At 71.5% G+C, this 16,313-nt stretch carries 12 protein-coding genes and 2 pseudogenes; 4 read left to right on the forward strand and 10 right to left on the reverse strand.

Going from position 1 to position 16,313, the window contains the following annotated elements; genetic code table 11:
• Positions 1 to 121: 121 nt before the first annotated feature.
• Together H7A73_RS14705 and hrcA are read right to left on the reverse strand one after the other, a co-directional pair.
• Positions 122 to 463 (reverse strand): annotated as a pseudogene (locus H7A73_RS14705) (DnaJ domain-containing protein); the annotation flags it as partial.
• Positions 464 to 496: 33 nt separating this feature from the next.
• Positions 497 to 1,516, reverse strand: a complete 1,020-nt coding sequence (gene hrcA, locus H7A73_RS14710; protein ID WP_182066650.1) for a heat-inducible transcriptional repressor HrcA — start codon at positions 1,514 to 1,516, stop codon at positions 497 to 499.
• Positions 1,517 to 1,626: 110 nt separating this feature from the next.
• Here hrcA and H7A73_RS14715 point away from each other — a divergent pair, with 110 nt between their 5' ends.
• The gene (locus tag H7A73_RS14715) at positions 1,627 to 2,100 is read left to right on the forward strand and encodes a DUF4870 domain-containing protein (RefSeq protein ID WP_310648865.1); all 474 of its coding nucleotides are present in this window, start codon (positions 1,627 to 1,629) and stop codon (positions 2,098 to 2,100) included.
• Between the two features lie 42 nt (positions 2,101 to 2,142).
• Here the strand turns inward: H7A73_RS14715 and hemW are convergent, their stop codons facing one another.
• The gene (gene hemW, locus H7A73_RS14720; protein WP_182066651.1) at positions 2,143 to 3,396 is read right to left on the reverse strand and encodes a radical SAM family heme chaperone HemW; all 1,254 of its coding nucleotides are present in this window, start codon (positions 3,394 to 3,396) and stop codon (positions 2,143 to 2,145) included.
• A 29-nt stretch (positions 3,397 to 3,425) separates the two neighbouring features.
• Between hemW and H7A73_RS14725 the strand changes: the two genes are divergently transcribed.
• Positions 3,426 to 4,118 carry an HAD family hydrolase gene (locus tag H7A73_RS14725; RefSeq protein WP_182066652.1) on the forward strand — a complete coding sequence of 231 codons (693 nt, stop codon included), beginning with the start codon at positions 3,426 to 3,428 and terminating at the stop codon, positions 4,116 to 4,118.
• 32 nt (positions 4,119 to 4,150) lie between these two features.
• Here the strand turns inward: H7A73_RS14725 and H7A73_RS14730 are convergent, their stop codons facing one another.
• Positions 4,151 to 4,798: a DUF1990 family protein gene (locus tag H7A73_RS14730; protein WP_209134700.1), complete on the reverse strand. Its 648-nt coding sequence runs from the start codon at positions 4,796 to 4,798 to the stop codon at positions 4,151 to 4,153.
• A gap of 131 nt (positions 4,799 to 4,929) precedes the next feature.
• On the opposite strand from H7A73_RS14730, the gene H7A73_RS14735 reads away from it, so the two are divergent.
• Positions 4,930 to 5,427 carry a hypothetical protein gene (locus H7A73_RS14735; RefSeq protein WP_182066653.1) on the forward strand — a complete coding sequence of 166 codons (498 nt, stop codon included), beginning with the start codon at positions 4,930 to 4,932 and terminating at the stop codon, positions 5,425 to 5,427.
• 7 nt (positions 5,428 to 5,434) lie between these two features.
• On the opposite strand, the gene lepA is transcribed toward H7A73_RS14735, so the two are convergent.
• Both lepA and H7A73_RS14745 read right to left on the reverse strand, forming a co-directional pair.
• Complete coding sequence (lepA, locus tag H7A73_RS14740; RefSeq protein ID WP_182066654.1) at positions 5,435 to 7,282, reverse strand: translation elongation factor 4; 1,848 nt, start codon at positions 7,280 to 7,282, stop codon at positions 5,435 to 5,437.
• A 256-nt stretch (positions 7,283 to 7,538) separates the two neighbouring features.
• Positions 7,539 to 8,705: a pyridoxal phosphate-dependent aminotransferase gene (locus H7A73_RS14745; protein WP_182066655.1), complete on the reverse strand. Its 1,167-nt coding sequence runs from the start codon at positions 8,703 to 8,705 to the stop codon at positions 7,539 to 7,541.
• 223 nt (positions 8,706 to 8,928) lie between these two features.
• Here H7A73_RS14745 and rpsT point away from each other — a divergent pair, with 223 nt between their 5' ends.
• Positions 8,929 to 9,189 carry a 30S ribosomal protein S20 gene (gene rpsT, locus H7A73_RS14750; protein WP_017886662.1) on the forward strand — a complete coding sequence of 87 codons (261 nt, stop codon included), beginning with the start codon at positions 8,929 to 8,931 and terminating at the stop codon, positions 9,187 to 9,189.
• Positions 9,190 to 9,405: 216 nt separating this feature from the next.
• Here rpsT and holA read toward each other — a convergent pair whose 3' ends face one another.
• From holA to leuS, 4 genes and pseudogenes are all read right to left on the reverse strand, one after another.
• Positions 9,406 to 10,425 (reverse strand): DNA polymerase III subunit delta, encoded by a 1,020-nt coding sequence (holA, locus tag H7A73_RS14755; protein WP_017886661.1) that lies wholly within the window; start codon positions 10,423 to 10,425, stop codon positions 9,406 to 9,408.
• 664 nt (positions 10,426 to 11,089) lie between these two features.
• Positions 11,090 to 12,121, reverse strand: a pseudogene (locus H7A73_RS18245) (ComEC/Rec2 family competence protein); the annotation flags it as partial.
• A 720-nt stretch (positions 12,122 to 12,841) separates the two neighbouring features.
• Complete coding sequence (locus H7A73_RS14770) at positions 12,842 to 13,573, reverse strand: ComEA family DNA-binding protein (protein WP_259362925.1); 732 nt, start codon at positions 13,571 to 13,573, stop codon at positions 12,842 to 12,844.
• Positions 13,574 to 13,726: 153 nt separating this feature from the next.
• Positions 13,727 to 16,288: a leucine--tRNA ligase gene (gene leuS, locus H7A73_RS14775; RefSeq protein WP_182066658.1), complete on the reverse strand. Its 2,562-nt coding sequence runs from the start codon at positions 16,286 to 16,288 to the stop codon at positions 13,727 to 13,729.
• Positions 16,289 to 16,313 lie beyond the last annotated feature (25 nt).

Below are 16,313 nucleotides of genomic sequence, written 5' to 3' on the forward strand. Positions count from 1 at the left end.
CACGCACGACTGTAACTCCACTGACACACGCTCATACTTACCTTTTCGTGCTAACGAGGCGATCTACACCAGGAGGTCCCCTCGGGCAGTCCCCGTCTCCCTTCCCGACGATCTACCGTGCTATGCGGAGCAGGGCGTCCTGGCCGCGCTCGGCACGGCTGCGCGGGCCCGACCCACGGCCGCCGCCACCGCCGCCACCGAAGAAGGCGTCGAAGATGTCACTGAAGCCACCGGCGCCACCACCGAAGGGGCTGTCGGCCTGCGGCCCGGCGTCGTACCGGCGTCGCTGCTCGGGGTCGCTCAGCACGTCGTACGCGTGCGTCACGTCCTTGAAGCGCTCGGCGGCGTCGGGTGCCGGGTTCACGTCCGGGTGGAGCTCACGCGCCAGGCGGCGGTAGGCCTTCTTGATGTCGGCATCGGAGGCGTCTCGCTGGACGCCGAGGACGTCGTAGTGGTCTGCCACGTATCCCTCAGTCGGTTGGGTTCGGTCGGTTGGTCAGTGTTCGCCCAGGAGCTTGGACAGGTAGCGGGCGACGGCGCGGACGGCCGCCATGTTCGTGCCGTAGTCCATCCGGGTCGGTCCGAGGACGCCGAGGCGGGCCACCTCGCCGCCGGCCAGGTAGCCGCCGGCCACGATGCTCGTGGCGTCGAGCCCGTACTCGGCGTTCTCGACGCCGATGCTGGCCGCCACCGCGATGTCGTCCACCTGCATCTCCCCGAACAACCGGAGCAGGGTGACTTGTTCCTCGATCGCTTCGAGCACCGGGAAGAGGCCGCCGGAGAAGTCCCGCTCGCTCTTCGCCAGGTTCGCCGCACCGGCCATCAGCAGGCGGTCCTGCCGGTTCGCCGCGACCTGCTCGATGAGCGTGGCGACGACGACCCCGCCGAGCGTCTGGGCGTCGGGGCGCAGCTGCTGCGGCACGGCTCGGAGCGCGGTCGGGACGTCCTGCAGCAGGAGCCCCACGGTCGCGCCGTTCACCACGGTGCGGAGTTCGCCCAGCGAGCCTTCGTCGAGCGGGACGTCGGTCTCGACCACCCGCTGTTCGACGCGGGCGGTGTCGGTGATGAGCACCACCATCAACCGGGCGTCACCGAGCCGGACGAGTTCGACGTGCTGCACCCGGGCGCGCACCATCGAGGGGTACTGCACCAGGGCGACCTGGTTGGTGAGCTGGCTGAGCAGCCGGACGGTGCGCCCGAGGACCTCGTCGAGGTCGTTCGGGGCGCCGAGGAAGGTCTCGATGGCGTGCCGCTGCGCACTGGAGAGCGGACGGGCACCCGCCAGGTGGTCGACGAAGACGCGGTACCCCTTGTCGGTCGGCACCCGGCCGGACGAGGTGTGCGGTGCCGCGATCAACTGCTCGTCCTCGAGCAGGGCCATGTCGTTGCGGATCGTGGCGGCGCTGACCCCGAAGGCGTGCCGCTCGACGATGGTCTTCGACCCGACGGGTTCACGCGACGCCACGTAGTCGCGCACGATGGCCTTGAGGACCTCGAGGCTGCGTTCACTGACCACGAGCGCCTCCTTTCCCGATCGACCTGGCACTCGGACGTGTCGACTGCTGATCCTACGCCCGACCGCTGACGGCCCGGGACTTCCGGGCGGTCGGCCGATACGCTTCCGCCATGACCTACGGACAGCAGCCCGACGGCCACGGACCCGAGCAGCCCGGCGGCCCCTACGGCCACGGACCCGGTGGCCCCCAGCAGCCCGGCGGGACCCAGTACCCCGGCGGACCGCAGTACCCCGCCGGCTACACCCCGCCCCAGCCGATGCGCCCCGAGGACCAGCGCCTGTGGGCGACGCTGACCCACATCGGTGGCATCTTCTTCAACTTCATCGCGCCGCTCGTCGCCTACCTGGTCCTCCGCGACCGCGGCGGCTTCGTGCGCGAGCACACCCGCGTCGCGCTGAACTTCCACATCACGATGGGCATCGCCTACGTGGTCGGTTCCCTCACATCGGTGTTCGGCATCGGAGTCCTGATCGTCCTGGCAGCCGGCATCGTGTCGCTGATCTTCAGCATCATGGCCGCGATCGCCGCGAACCAGGGCCAGTTCTACCGCTACCCGCTCTCGATCGAGTTCATCAAGCAGTAGCGGCAACGGAGCGCAGTGCGCAGCAAGCAGTGCGCACGACCGTCAGTCGAGCAGCTCCCGCACCACCGCGTCGGCGAGCAGGCGACCCTGCAGGGTCAGATCGATCCGTCCCCGCACCGCGGCCGACCCGTCCACGAGTCCGCGTGCGATGAGGCCGGCGACCCGGCCACGGGCCTCCTGGCGGATCTCGCTCGTCGCGAGCTCCCCGCGGACCCGCGCCGCCAGCAGCAGTCGCTCGACGTACCGCGTCTCGTCGTCGATGGTCTCGCGGCCGGCGGCCGGCGACTCCCCCGACAGCACCCGGTTCGCGTACGCGGCCGGGTGCTTGACGTTCCACCAGCGTGTGCCGGCGACGGCGGAGTGCGCGCCGGGGCCGACGCCCCACCAGTCGTGACCCTTCCAGTAGGACAGGTTGTGGCGACTCGCGTGCGCGTCACCGCACGCCCAGTTCGACACCTCGTACCAGGAGTAGCCGGCGTCGCCGAGCACCTGGTCGGCGAGCTCGTACATGTCGGCGGCCAGGTCGTCGTCGGGGGCGGGGAGCTCGCCGCGGGCGACCATGCGACCCATCGCGGTGCCGTCCTCGACGATGAGCGAGTACGCCGACACGTGGTCTGGCTCGCAGGCGATCGCGGCGTCGAGCGAGGTCCGCCAGTCGGCGAGGGACTCCCCCGGCGTCGAGTAGATGAGGTCGAGCGAGACGTCGAGTCCCTGCTGCTTCGCGAGGTCGACGACGACGGGGACCCGGAGCGGGTCGTGCGTGCGGTCGAGCGTGGCGAGCACGTGCGGCACGGCGGACTGCATGCCGTAGCTGATCCGGTTGAAGCCGCCGGCCCGCAGGGTCTCGAGCGACGCCGCGTCGACGGAGTCCGGGTTCGCCTCGGTGGTGACCTCGGCCCCGGGCAGGATGCCCCAGGTGTCGTCGATCGCTCGGAGGATCATCGCCAGGTCGGACGCCGGCAGCATCGTCGGGGTGCCGCCGCCGAAGAAGACGGTCGACACCGGCCGCCGCGGCACACCGGACCGGTCGAGCACGGTCGCGGCCCACTCGATCTCGCGCACGGCGTGCCCGGCGTAGTCGTCACGGCGGACGCCGCGGAGTTCCGACGCCGTGTAGGTGTTGAAGTCGCAGTACCCGCAGCGCACCCGGCAGAACGGCACGTGCACGTACACGCCGAAGGGCACGTCGCCGGCGGCGGGAGCGGCCCCCGGCCCGGCAGCGGAGCCCGCTGCCGCCCACGGGGTGATCAGGCCGTCCGCTGGTGCTGGATCGGCGATCGGGAGAGCACTCGGCATGGAGTCCATTGTCCGTCATGATGGGAGCCATGGAGCACCATCCCGTCCCCACCACGGTCCTGTGGGACATCGACGGCACCCTCGTGATGAACGCGTCGTCCCCGGGCAACCTCTACCACCTCGCCCTCGAGCGGGCGGTGGGCCGCGACCTCACCCTCCGGGTCGGGCACCAGCACGGCCGGACCGACGCCGGGCTCATCGCCGAGCACGTGCGCGCCCACGCGTTCGAGGATACCCTGATCCCCACGGTCAGCCGCCACCTGCACGACCTGACTACCGAACGGCACGCCTCCGGCGACCACCGCAGCCCCGTCCCCGGGGCGAAGGCGCTCCTGACCCGCTTCGCCGAACTCGGGTGGCACAACGGCCTGCTCACCGGCAACTCCGAGTACCGCGCCCGGGTGAAGCTCACCGGCGCCGGGTTCGACGCCGACGTCTTCGACTGGGAGCACTCGTACTTCGGCGACACCGAGGTGGACCGCGCCGGGGTCACCCGACGTGCTGCCGCCGAACTGGTCGGTACCCGGGCGGTCATCGTCGGCGACACCCCGCGGGACGGCGAGGCCGCCGACGCGGCGGGCATCCCCTTCCTGGCGGTGGCGACGGGTGTCTACGACGTCGACGCGCTCCGGCACACGAACGCCGTGACGGTCGCGCGCGACTGCCAGCAGGACGCCGCCCTCATCGAGGACGCGATCGCCGCACTCCCGCCGCTCCGCTGAAGAGCGGGAGCGACCGCGACCGCGAGCGACGCCTAGTCGCCCCGCAGCGCCGCCAGGTACTTCTCCGCCATGACCTTCTGCTGCCGCCGCACGAACGGCGCGACGAAGCGCCACTTCCGGCTCGCCGGCTGCGAGAACTGCCGGACCTGCAGCCACACCGAGCCGTCCGGGGTGCGCTCGACGACGAACGACTCCTCGCCGGACAGGGGGTGCCCCTCGAGCGTGCCGTACGCGAAGCCCTTGCGGTCGTGCTCGTCGATGATCGACACGACACGCACCGGTGCCTGCACGGTCTGCCCGAACGCGTGGATCGTCAGCGTCGCGCTCGTGCCCGCCGTCAGCAGCGGGGTGCCGTCTGGTGCGAACTTCTCGACCCGGGGCGTCCCGATGGACGCCGGGGCGATCGGCACCCCGTCGTCGTCGAAGGTGACCGGGTTGTACCGGACCTCGTCGTCGTCCGGCTGCTCCTCGACGCGCACGCGCACTCCGCTGCGCTCCTGGATCTGCCACGTGAGCGCCTGCACGACGGCGGTCTCGAACCGCTGGTCGCCGTGTCCGATCCGCGCGCGCGACTCGGCCGGTGTGAATCCCTCCGGCGGGTAGGTCATGAGGTCCGACGCCTGGGTCGCCCCCACCGCGCCGTACGTCAGGGCGGTCCGGTAGCTCCCGCGGATGCTCATGCGGCCATCGTACTTGGGCGGACCACCCGGGATCGAACCGATCCGCGCTCACCTCCGTCGGACCGGCCCACCCGCCGTGCACCCCGAACTGGAGGCCCGACAACCGCCCGCCCCGCGGCTATCGTCAGCAGGTGCCCCGCCCCACCCCCGCCCGCTCGCGGTCCGTCGACCGCCGGACCGCCGTCCTCGCCGCGCTCGCGCTCGTCGCGTTCAGCGTGGCGGCGACCGCCCGGGTGCTGGTGGACGTGACCACGTCCGCCGCGGCGTCACCCGCCCGGTACGCGACCGTCGCGGTCGCCCCCGAGGCGTGGAACGGCTTCGACACCGCGAACGTCATCGCCGCCGTCGGAGCGAGCTGCGCCGGCGCCGGGGTGCTGCTGTTCGGTGCGGCACTGGTGTCGGCGGTGCGGCGTCACCGCGGCCGTCGGCTGCCGCTGGCCCTCGCGGTCGTGACGCTCGCGATGGTCGTCGGGGCCGTGGTCGCCGGAGTGGCCTCCGGCGAGCAGACCGATTTCGACGCGGCTGCCCACTGGGCCATCCTGCGGACCGCACTGGCCGGACTGGCCGCAGCGAGCCTCCCGGCCCTCTGCCTGGCCGCGCTGCGGGCTCGCGCCCGCCCTACCGGCTGACCCGGCGCTACTTCTTCTTCTCTTCGACGTCGCCGGAGAGCGCCGCGATGAAGGCTTCCTGCGGGACCTCGACCCGACCGATGGTCTTCATGCGCTTCTTGCCCTCCTTCTGCTTCTCGAGGAGCTTGCGCTTGCGGGTGATGTCACCGCCGTAGCACTTCGCCAGGACGTCCTTGCGCATCGCGCGGATGCTCTCGCGGGCGATGATGCGGGCGCCGATCGCGGCCTGGATCGGCACCTCGAACTGCTGGCGCGGGATGAGCTTGCGCAGCCGCTCCGTCATGAGCGTGCCGTAGGCGTACGCCTTGTCGCGGTGCACGATCGCACTGAAGGCGTCGACCTGGTCGCCCTGCAGCAGGATGTCGACCTTGACGAGGTCGGCGGCCTGGTCGCCGGTGGGCTCGTAGTCGAGCGACGCGTAGCCCTGGGTCTTGCTCTTCAGCTGGTCGAAGAAGTCGAAGACGATCTCGCCGAGGGGCATCTCGTAGCGGATCTCGACGCGGTCCTCGCCGAGGTACTCCATGCCGAGCAGGGAGCCGCGGCGCTGCTGGCAGAGCTCCATGATCGCGCCGACGTAGTCCTTCGGCGCCAGGATCGCGGCGCGGACCATCGGCTCGCGGACCTCGACGATGCGCCCGGTCGGGAACTCCGAGGGGTTCGTGACCTCGGTCACGGCGTTGTCCTCGGTCGTGACCTCGTAGATCACGCTCGGGGCCGTGGTGATGAGGTCGAGCCCGAACTCGCGGGACAGTCGCTCGGTGATGATCTCGAGGTGCAGCAGCCCGAGGAACCCGCAGCGGAACCCGAAACCGAGCGCGACCGAGGTCTCCGGCTCGTAGACCAGTGCGGCGTCGGAGAGCTTGAGCTTGTCGAGGGCTTCGCGGAGCACGGGGTAGTCGCTGCCGTCGATCGGGTACAGGCCCGAAAACACCATCGGCTTCGGGTCGGTGTAGCCGGACAGCGGCTCGGTCGCGGGCTTCTGTGCACTCGTGACGGTGTCGCCGACCTTGGACTGGCGGACGTCCTTCACACCGGTGATCAGGTAGCCGACCTCGCCGACGGACAGCCCCTTCGTGGGCTTCGGCTCCGGGCTCGAGACCCCGATCTCCAGGATCTCGTGCGTCGACTTGGTCGACATCATCTGGACCTTCTCGCGGGGCGAGATGGTGCCGTCGATCATGCGGACGTAGGTGACGACACCGCGGTAGCTGTCGTAGACCGAGTCGAAGATCATCGCGCGGGGCGCGGCCTCGGCGTCGCCGACGGGGGCCGGCACGCGACGGACGACCAGGTCGAGGAGCTCGGGCACGCCGACGCCGGTCTTGCCGGACACCCGGAGGACGTCCTCGGGCTTGCCACCGATGAGCTGCGCGAGCTCGGCCGCGTACTTGTCCGGTTCGGCCGCCGGGAGGTCGATCTTGTTGAGGACCGGGATGATCTCGAGGTCGTTCTCGAGCGCCAGGTACAGGTTCGCGAGCGTCTGCGCCTCGATGCCCTGGGCGGCGTCGACGAGCAGGATCGCACCCTCGCACGCGGCCAGGGAACGCGAGACCTCGTACGAGAAGTCGACGTGCCCCGGGGTGTCGATCATGTTCAGCGCGAAGGTCTCACCGTCGAGCTCCCACGGCATGCGCACGGCCTGCGACTTGATCGTGATGCCGCGCTCGCGCTCGATGTCCATGCGGTCGAGGTACTGCGCACGCATCGCGCGGTCCTCGACGATGCCGGTGATCGACAGCATGCGGTCGGCCAGCGTCGACTTGCCGTGGTCGATGTGCGCGATGATGCAGAAGTTGCGGATCGCGTCGGCCGGGGTCGCTGCGGGCTCCAGCGGAGCGGATGCTTGTGGGCTCACGGTTCCTCAGGTGGGTCGGACGGTCGCAACAGTCTCCCACGCTTGCGTGCCGGCGTCGCGCAGCGCAGCTCGCACGGTGCGAGTTCGTGCGTGCGTCGCACCGTGCGACGCTGTTCCGTCGTGCGGTGTTCCCGATTCCGTGCGAGGGGCGGGACCTCGCACGGAATCCGGAACCGGGCACGGAACGCGATCAGACCTCGCACGGAGCGATGCGTGGCGGACGCGGGGCGGGCCTCCCGGCCGCACGCTCCGAGCGTCAGACGGCGACGTGCGCCGGAGCCGGCAGTGCGCCGAGGCCGCGCCGGAGGTCGTCCGCGGTGGCTGCGAGGCAGACGCGGATCCACCCCTCGCCGGTGCGTCCGAAGGCGCTGCCCGGTGCGACGGCGACCCGCTCACGCTGCAGGAACCCCAGCGCCCACTCGGCGATGTCCCCGTCGGACGCGTGCGACATGTCGATCCACAGGTAGAACGCGCCGCGCGGGTCGAGGTACCGGATGCCGGCGGCGTCGAGCGTCTCCTTCGCGACCTCGAGGTTCGCGCGGTAGTGCTCCCGAGCGTCGCGCACCGCGGAGTGGTCCCCGACGATCGCCGCGAGGGCCGCGTACTGGTCGGGTTCGGCGACGCAGCTGATCATGGCCTCCTGCGTGGTCCGCATCGTCGCGCCGAGCCCCTTCGGGGTGACGAGGTAGCCGACGCGGACGCCGGTCATCGCGTACGTCTTGCTGAGCGAGAACGCCGAGAACACGCGGTCGTCCTCGTCGAGCGCCGCCAGGCTGACGTGCCGGGTGCCGTAGGTGAAGTACTCGTAGACCTCGTCGCTGATGACCCAGAGGTCGTGCCGCTTCGCGAAGGCCAGGAGCGCACGCAGGGTCTCCTCGCCGAAGACCGAGCCGAGCGGGTTCGACGGCGAGTTGATGATCAGCACCCGGGTGCGTTCGGTGACGCTCGCCTCGAGGGCCTGCAGGTCGGGCTCGAACCCGTGCTGCGGCTCCAACCGGTACGGCACCGGGGTCGCCCCGATGATGTGCGCGTTCATCGTGAACGTCGTGTATCCGGGGTCCGGCACGAGGACTTCGTCGCCCGGACTGAGCGTCAACGTCATCGCCTGGAACAGCGCCTGGGTCGCGCCGATCGTCATCCAGATCTGCTCGAGGTCGGCCTCGATCCGGTTCTCGCGGCGGAGCTTGTCGCGGACGGCCTCGCGCAGGGGCCCGATCCCACCGTTCGGGGTGTACCCGGTGCGGTCCTCGGTCCAGGCGCGACGGGCCGCCTCACCGATGTGCGGCGCCACCGGGACGTCCGGCTCGCCGATGACGAGCATCGTGACGTCGGTGCCGCTCGACTGCAGCAGGGCCGCCTGCTCGAAGACCCTCCGGATGCCGGAGGCGGGCACGGTGTCGATGCGCGGTGCGAGGGAGGGCATGTCCGTCACGGTATCCGGTGCGTGTTGCCGCCGGGTTTCGCCCGCGGTCGACCGCAGGCTCCTGCCGATCCGGCGGTGTTTCGTGCTTTGGTGGCAGCCCGCTTGCCTGGTAGTGTTGGTGGCTGGCTTCCGCGTTCCCCGCCCACGGGTGGAACGCGATGCGACCACGGGCCCCTCTACCCTGCGGTCGCGCCCACCCGTACGAGACGAGCAGGAGCAATTCATGGCGAACATCAAGTCGCAGATCAAGCGCATCAAGACCAACCTCAAGGCCACCGAGCGCAACAAGGCCTACAAGTCGGAGCTCAAGACGCACATCCGTCGTGCCAACGACGCCGTCGCCGCCGGTGACAAGGACAAGGCCGTTGCCGCCCTGGCCCTCGCGTCGAAGAAGCTCGACAAGGCCGTGAGCAAGGGTGTCATCCACAAGAACCAGGCCGCGAACCGCAAGTCGGCCATCGCGAAGAAGGTCTCGTCGCTCTGACGTCCTGACCCTTCTGGTCTCGAAGGCCCCGCACCGTCGGTGCGGGGCCTTCGTCGTGCGCGGGGTTCGCTGCGTCTCGTGCGCTGCGTCGGGGTGCGTTGCGTCGGGTGCGTTCCGTGAGCAGAAACGGTCGGGTCGCGGCGGCACACCCGACCATCTCTGCTCACGATGTGCCGGCTGACAGGCGCGAGGGACAGCCGGGAGGCCCGACTCGCCTCAGCGGGGCTCGCCGCGTCGGGCGATGGTGCGGACCATGACCTCGAGCGCGTAGTGCGCGTCGCGCGAGCCACCCTTCACCGCGGTGTCCGCCTCGGCGATGCTGATGATCGCGTTCGCCAGCCCGGACTCGCTCCACCCGGCGACGTCTCGCTGCGCGCGCTGCACCTGCCACGGCGCCATGCCGAGCGCCGAGGCCGCCTGCCCGCTCGGACCCCGGAAGGCGCTGACCTTCGCCATCGTGCGGATCTTGCTCGCGAACGCGGCGACGATCGGCACGGGTGCCTCGCCGGTGGCCAGGGCGTGCCGCAGCTCGACGATCGCCGGCGCCGACCGACCCGCGAGGGCGATGTCAGCGACCTTGAACGCGTTCGTCTCGACGCGACCGCCGTAGTACTTGTCGACGACCTTGTCGGTGATCTCCTCGGCTTCGTCCGCCAGGAGCTGTCGGCACGCGGCGGCGAGTTCGGCGAGGTCGTCGGCGAACGCGGTCACCAGGGTCCGGACCGCGGACGGCGCGATGCGGCGTCGTGCGGCGCGGAACTCGGCGTTCACGAAGTCGATGCGGTCCGTCTCGCGCTTGAGCTCGTCGCACAGCACCTCGACCCCGCCGCCGACACCGCTGCGGATCGTGTCGAGGAGCTTCTTGCCGCGCATGCCACCCCCGTGCCGGAGCACCAGGGTCACGTCGTCTGCGGGGGCCTGCAGGTACGAGATCGTCTCGGTGATGAATGCGTCGGTGCACTTCTCGACGTTCGTGACCTGCACGAGCCGCGGCTCGCCGAACAGCGACGGGCTGGCGAGGGTGGCGAGGAGCCCGGGGGCGTACTGGTCGGCTTCGAGGTCGTGCACCTCGAGCGCGGGGTCCTCGCCCTGCAGCAGGTCCTTCAACACACCGCGGGCGCGGTCGGCGAGGAACGCTTCGGGCCCGGTGATGAGCACGACGGGCGCCGGACGGATCCCCGACCAGGGCACCTGGTCGATCTTCGCTGCGGCGCGCGCGGGCTTCTTGGCGGCCATGTGGTCCTTCCGGTGGTGCCGGCCCGGACGGTGCCGGGTCGAGTGGTGCACCGACGATCCTACGGGCGGCCGCCGACGACGAGCGCTCCGTCCACACCCGCACCTCGTCGCTGCCGGAGCGAGCGAGCACCACGGTGCCGCGCTCGTCCGTGCGGAGCGGCAGCGTGCCCGCGGCCTCGAGCGTGCCGAGGGCCGATGCCGTCGGGTGTCCGTAGGTGTTGTCCGCCCCGACGCCGATGAGCGCGACACGCGCCGTGAGCCCCCGGTAGAGCTGCGGGTCCTGGTCCGCCGAGCCGTGGTGCGCCACCTTCACGACGTCGATCGGCCCCACCGGCAGCTCCCCGGAGTCTCGGAGCCGACGCTGCGACGACTCCCCGAGGTCGCCGAGGAAGACCCCGGTCAGGCACCCCGGACAGGAGTCTCCGTCCGCCGGCCCCGTGGCGAGCACGATGCTCGCGTCGTTGCCGGCGGCACGGTCGTCGCCCGGTGGCCACACCACGCGCCAGGCGAGCGGTCCGAGGGTTCCGGAGACCCGGTCGTCGGCCGTCCGGACGTCGACACCGGCACGTCGGAGGTCGTCGACCACCCGCTCGTCCGACGCACGGCCCACCGGTCCGACCAGGGCGGTCTCGACTGCGCCGGCCACAGCGCGCACCGCGCCGACGTGGTCGCGGTCGAAGTGCGTCAGGACGAGCAGGTCGACCCGGGCGACCCCGAGCAGGTCCAGGCACGCCCGGAGCCGCTCCTCGTCGTCGCCGGTGTCCACGAGGGCGACGGCGTCGTCGCCACGGAGCAGCACGGCGTCCCCCTGCCCGACGTCGCAGGCGGCGACCGACCAGTCCCCCGGCACCGATCCCCGGACGACGAGCACCGGGACGGTGACCGCTGCGACGCCGACCACGACCACCGCCCCTGCTGCGAGCAGCAACCGGGAGCCGAGCCGTCCCCGGACCAGCACCGCGACCGCGATGCAACCGCACACCAGCACGGCGGCGGCCACACCGAGCACGCCGGCCGGCCAGGGTAGCGAGGCGTAGGGCAAGGCCGCTGCCCCGTGCGCGATGTTCCCGACGGCGGCGGCCGGGACCCACGCGACCGCCGCGAGCCCCTGCGCACCCACCGGCCACACCGGAGCGAGACCACACGCGGCGAGCCCGACCACCGTGACGACCGGCGCGAACGGCTCCGCCAGCAGGTTCGCCGGCACCGCGTAGGTCGGGAGCGTCGCCGACAGCGGGATCGTCACCGGCCAACACGCCACCTGCGCCGCGACGGGGATGGCGAGTGCGGCGGCGACCGGCGGCCACACACGACGCGCCAGGAGCTCGGTGAGCGGCGGGGCGAGCACCACGATCCCGCTCGTGGCGAGCACGGACAGGGCGAACGCGGACGACCGTGCGAACCAGGGGTCGACCACGAGCATGCCGACCGCGGCGAGGGTGATGAGCGGGACGCCCCGCACCGGTCGACCGGCCAGGTGCACGGCGAGCACCACGATCGCCATCACCGTCGCCCGGACGATCGAGGGGTCGGGCCGCACGAGTACGACGAACACCAGGAGCACGCCGACGGCCGCCGCGGCCCGGGCGCCTCTCGGCAAGCCACAGGCGCGGCCGAGGACCACGACGAGCCCGACCACCACCGCGCAGTTCGCCCCGGACACCGCCGTCAGGTGCGTCAGCGCGGAGGCCTCCATCGCCGCCTCGGTCGTCGGGTCGAGGCCGGATCGGTCCCCGATCGCGAGTCCGCGCAGCAGCGCCGCTCCCGGCTGCGGCAGGTCGGCCGTGGCCCGGACGAACGCCTGCCGCGCGGTGTCGGTGGCGCCGAGCAGTCCGTCGGGCGGCACCGACGACGGGGCCCCGCGCAGGAACGCCACGAAGGCGGTCGCGGAACCGGGCTCGTCCGGCCGAACGGCGGCGGTCACGGTGACCCGGGCTCCGGCCGCCAGCACGGCGACCGGTGCGTCGCCGTGCTGGTCGGGGACGAGTCGGACCGGCACCCGGAGCCCGTCGAGCTCGTCAGCGCGCACCAGCGTCGCGGTGACGGAGCGGTCGCCCGGCACGAGGTCACGGGTCAGCACGGCCTCGACGTCCACGTGCCCCGACCCCGGACCCGCGACGAGCGCGCGCAGCGGTTCCGGGGCCCGCCGGGACTCCCCCACGGTGACCGACACCGCGAGCAGCGTCGTCAGTGCCCCCGCGACGAGCAGCAGACCGGCGACGACCGGCACGACCCCGGTGCCCCGACGCGACCGGAGCACGCTGCCGCTGACGCCGGTCAGGAGCGCCGTGGCCCCACCGACCACGGGTGCCACGTCGGGGACGCCGACGAGCAGGGCGGTCGCGATCCAGGCGGCGGCGACCGGCACCGCGACCCGCAGGTCGATCGCACTCGGCGCGAGCTGCACCGTCGCCCCTCAGACCCGCACGCGATCGCGGAGCTCGGCGAACCGCACGTCCCCGATGCCGCTGACGTCGAGCAGGTCCTCGACCGCGGTGAACCGGCCGTGCTCGTCCCGCCAGGCGATGATCCGACCAGCGAGCCCCGGTCCGATGCCGGGCAGTGTCTCGAGCGCGGCCTGGTCGGCGGTGTTCAGGTCGACGACGGCGGACCCCTCACCCCCGGTACCCGCATCGCCACCGCCACCGCCACCGCCGCCCGCGCCCCCGGCAGCGGCGGCCCGCCCGGCGCCAGCACCGTCTGCCACCGGCCCGAGCGCCTCCGGCACCTCCTGCTGCCCGAGCCGCGGCACGTACAACCGCTCGCCGTCCGTCAGCACCCGGGCAAGGTTCAGGCGGTCGAGGTCGGCGTCGTCCGCGGCCCCACCGGCACGTTCGAGCGCGTCCCCGACGCGGCTCGATGCCGGCAGCTCGACCACACCGCTCCGCCGTACCGCCCCGAGCACGTGCACCACGACCCGTCCGGCACCCGGCCCGGACGGCAGAGCACCGGCAGCATCTCCGGCTGACGGGGATGGCGCACCCGACGCCCCACCCGCGCCGGACGTGGGTGCCCCACGCACGACGACCCCTCCGGTTCCGTCGGTGCCCCCGCTGCCGCCGCCCGACACCATCGCCCCGACGAACACCACGACGACGGCGACCACCACCACGACCGCCGCCAGCACCACGGCGGCCCGCGGTGACAAGGCGAGACGGGACCACCAGGGTCCGGGAGACGACGGGGAGGACATGCCCCGAACGCTACGGAGCCCGGCCGATCGGCCGGGCTCCGGAGGCGACACCCGTGGACGGGTGCCGCGAACGCCCCTGCTGTGGAGGGACGACGCCAGCGACGGTCGCTACCCCTTGATGGCGATGTTCACGAGCTTCGGCGCGCGGACGATCACCTTCACGATCTCGCGGTCACCGATGTACCGCTGCACGTTCGCCGACGACCGTGCGAGCTGCTCGAGCTCATCCGCCTCGATCGACTTCGACACCTCGAACGAGTCACGCACCTTGCCGTTGACCTGCACGACGGCCGTCAGGGTCTCCTGCACGAGCAGCGTCGGGTCGGCCTTCCGCCAGCCGTACGTGGCGACGGTGGCCTCGTAGCCCAGCTTCTCCCACATCTCCTCGCCGGTGTACGGCGCGAAGACGCTCAAGCCGAGCGCGATCGTCTCGACCGCCTCACGCACGGCGGGGTCTCCGGCACCGGGGCCGCTGTCGATCGCCTTGCGGGTGACGTTGACCAGGTCCATCAGTCGCGCGATCACGACGTTGAACTTGAACGACTCCATCATCCCCGGGGCGTCGGCGAGGAACCGGTGCGTGACCTGGCGGAGTGCCCGGTCGCCATCGGCCCACACGACGTCGCGTGCGGACGTGACGTCGAGCGCCAGGCGGTACGCCCGCGCCAGGAACCGAGCCGAGGCGGACGGCGAGACGTCCTCCCAGTTGATGTCGTCCTCCGGCGGGCCGGCGAATCCCATCACCAGGCGGATGGCGTCGACGCCGTTCGCGTCGAGCTCGTCGCCGAGCGAGACGCCGCCCTTCGACTTCGACATCTTCGAGCCACCGGACAGCACCATGCCCTGGTTGAGCAGTGCCGAGAACGGCTCGGTGAAGTCGAGGTACCCGAGGTCGAAGAGCACCTTCGTGACGAAGCGGGCGTAGAGCAGGTGCAGGATCGCGTGCTCGATGCCGCCGATGTACTGGTCGACCGGAGCCCAGCGGCGTGCGGCTGCCGGGTCGAACGCCTGGGTGTCGTCGTTCGCCGACAGGAACCGCAGGAAGTACCACGACGAGTCGACGAAGGTGTCCATCGTGTCGGTGTCGCGGAGCGCCGGGGTGCCGTCGACGGGGTTCGGCACGTTCACCCAGTCGGTCGCGCCGCCGAGCGGGGACGTGCCCTTCGGCTTGAGGTCGAGCCCCTCGGTGTCCGGCAGCACGATCGGCAGCTGGTCCTCGGGCACCGGGTGCTCGGAGCCGTCGGCACCGTGGATGATCGGGATCGGGGTGCCCCAGAAGCGCTGGCGCGAGATGAGCCAGTCGCGCAGCCGGTAGGTCTTGGCGGCACGACCGGTGCCGCGCTCCTCGAGCAGGGCGATGGCAGCGGTGATGGCGTGCTGCTTCGACATGCCGTCGAGCGGGCCGGAGTTGATCATCCGCCCCTGACCGGTCAGCGCTTCGCCGGTGGCGACCGGGTCGAGCGTCGGCACGTCGAAGTCGTCGAGCGTCGCGCCCTCGGGGATGACCGGGATCGCCCCGGTGACGGCGGCGTTCGTGTCGACGACCACCTTGACGGGCAGGTCGAACGCCCGCGCGAAGTCGAGGTCGCGCTGGTCGTGCGCGGGCACGGCCATCACGGCACCGTGGCCGTAGTCGGCGAGCACGTAGTCGGCGGCCCAGATGGGCAGGCGTTCCCCCGTCAGCGGGTGGATCGCCGACCGACCGAGCGGCACGCCGGTCTTCGGGCGGTCGGCGTTCTGCCGGTCGATCTCGGACGTCTTCTGCGTCGCCGTCAGGTAGGCGTCGAAGTCGTCACGGACGGCGGACGGCACGGACGGGTCGGCAACCAGCGCGGCAGCCAGGTCCGAGTCCGGGGCCACCACCAGGAACGTCGCCCCGTGGATCGTGTCCGGACGAGTGGTGAACACCGTGACGGGCTCGTCGCGGCCCTCGATCACGAAGTCGACGTCGGCACCGACCGAACGGCCGATCCAGTTGCGCTGCTGCGCGATGACCTTCGCCGGCCACCGCCCCTCGAGTTGGTTCAGGTCGTCGAGCAGCCGGTCGGCGTACTCGGTGATCTTGAAGTACCACTGCGTCAGCTTCTTCTTCACCACGACGGCACCGGAGCGGTCCGAGGTGCCGTCGGGCAGGACCTGCTCGTTCGCCAGCACGGTCTGGTCCACCGGGTCCCAGTTCACCCAGCTGTCCTTGCGGTACGCCAGACCCTTCTCGTACATCTTCAGGAACAGCCACTGGTTCCACTTGTAGTACTCGGGGTCCGAGGTGTGGATCTCGGTGGTCCAGTCGAACGACGGCGCGTAGCGCTTGAAGGACGCCTTCTGCTGCTCGATGTTCGCGTAGGTCCAGTCCTTCGGGTCCACCCCGCGCTTGATCGCCGCGTTCTCGGCGGGCAGGCCGAACGAGTCCCAGCCGATCGGGTGCAGCACGTTGAAGCCCTGCTGCCGCCAGTACCGCGCGACGAAGTCACCGAGCGCCCAGTTCTCGGCGTGCCCCATGTGCAGGTCGCCGGACGGGTACGGGAACATCTCGAGGATGTACTTGCGCGGACGGGTGTCGTCGAGGTCGGTGGTGAAGAGCCCGAGCTCTTCCCAGCGGGGCTGCCACTTCTCCTGGATACGACGGAAGTCGTAGGCGTTCGGGTCCTCGGCGTGCTGCTCGGTGGTCACGGACGTCAACGATACAAGCCGCCGG

It is taken from the genome of Curtobacterium sp. ME12 (assembly GCF_903970855.1).
Taxonomy (GTDB): Bacteria; Actinomycetota; Actinomycetes; order Actinomycetales; family Microbacteriaceae; genus Curtobacterium; species Curtobacterium poinsettiae_A.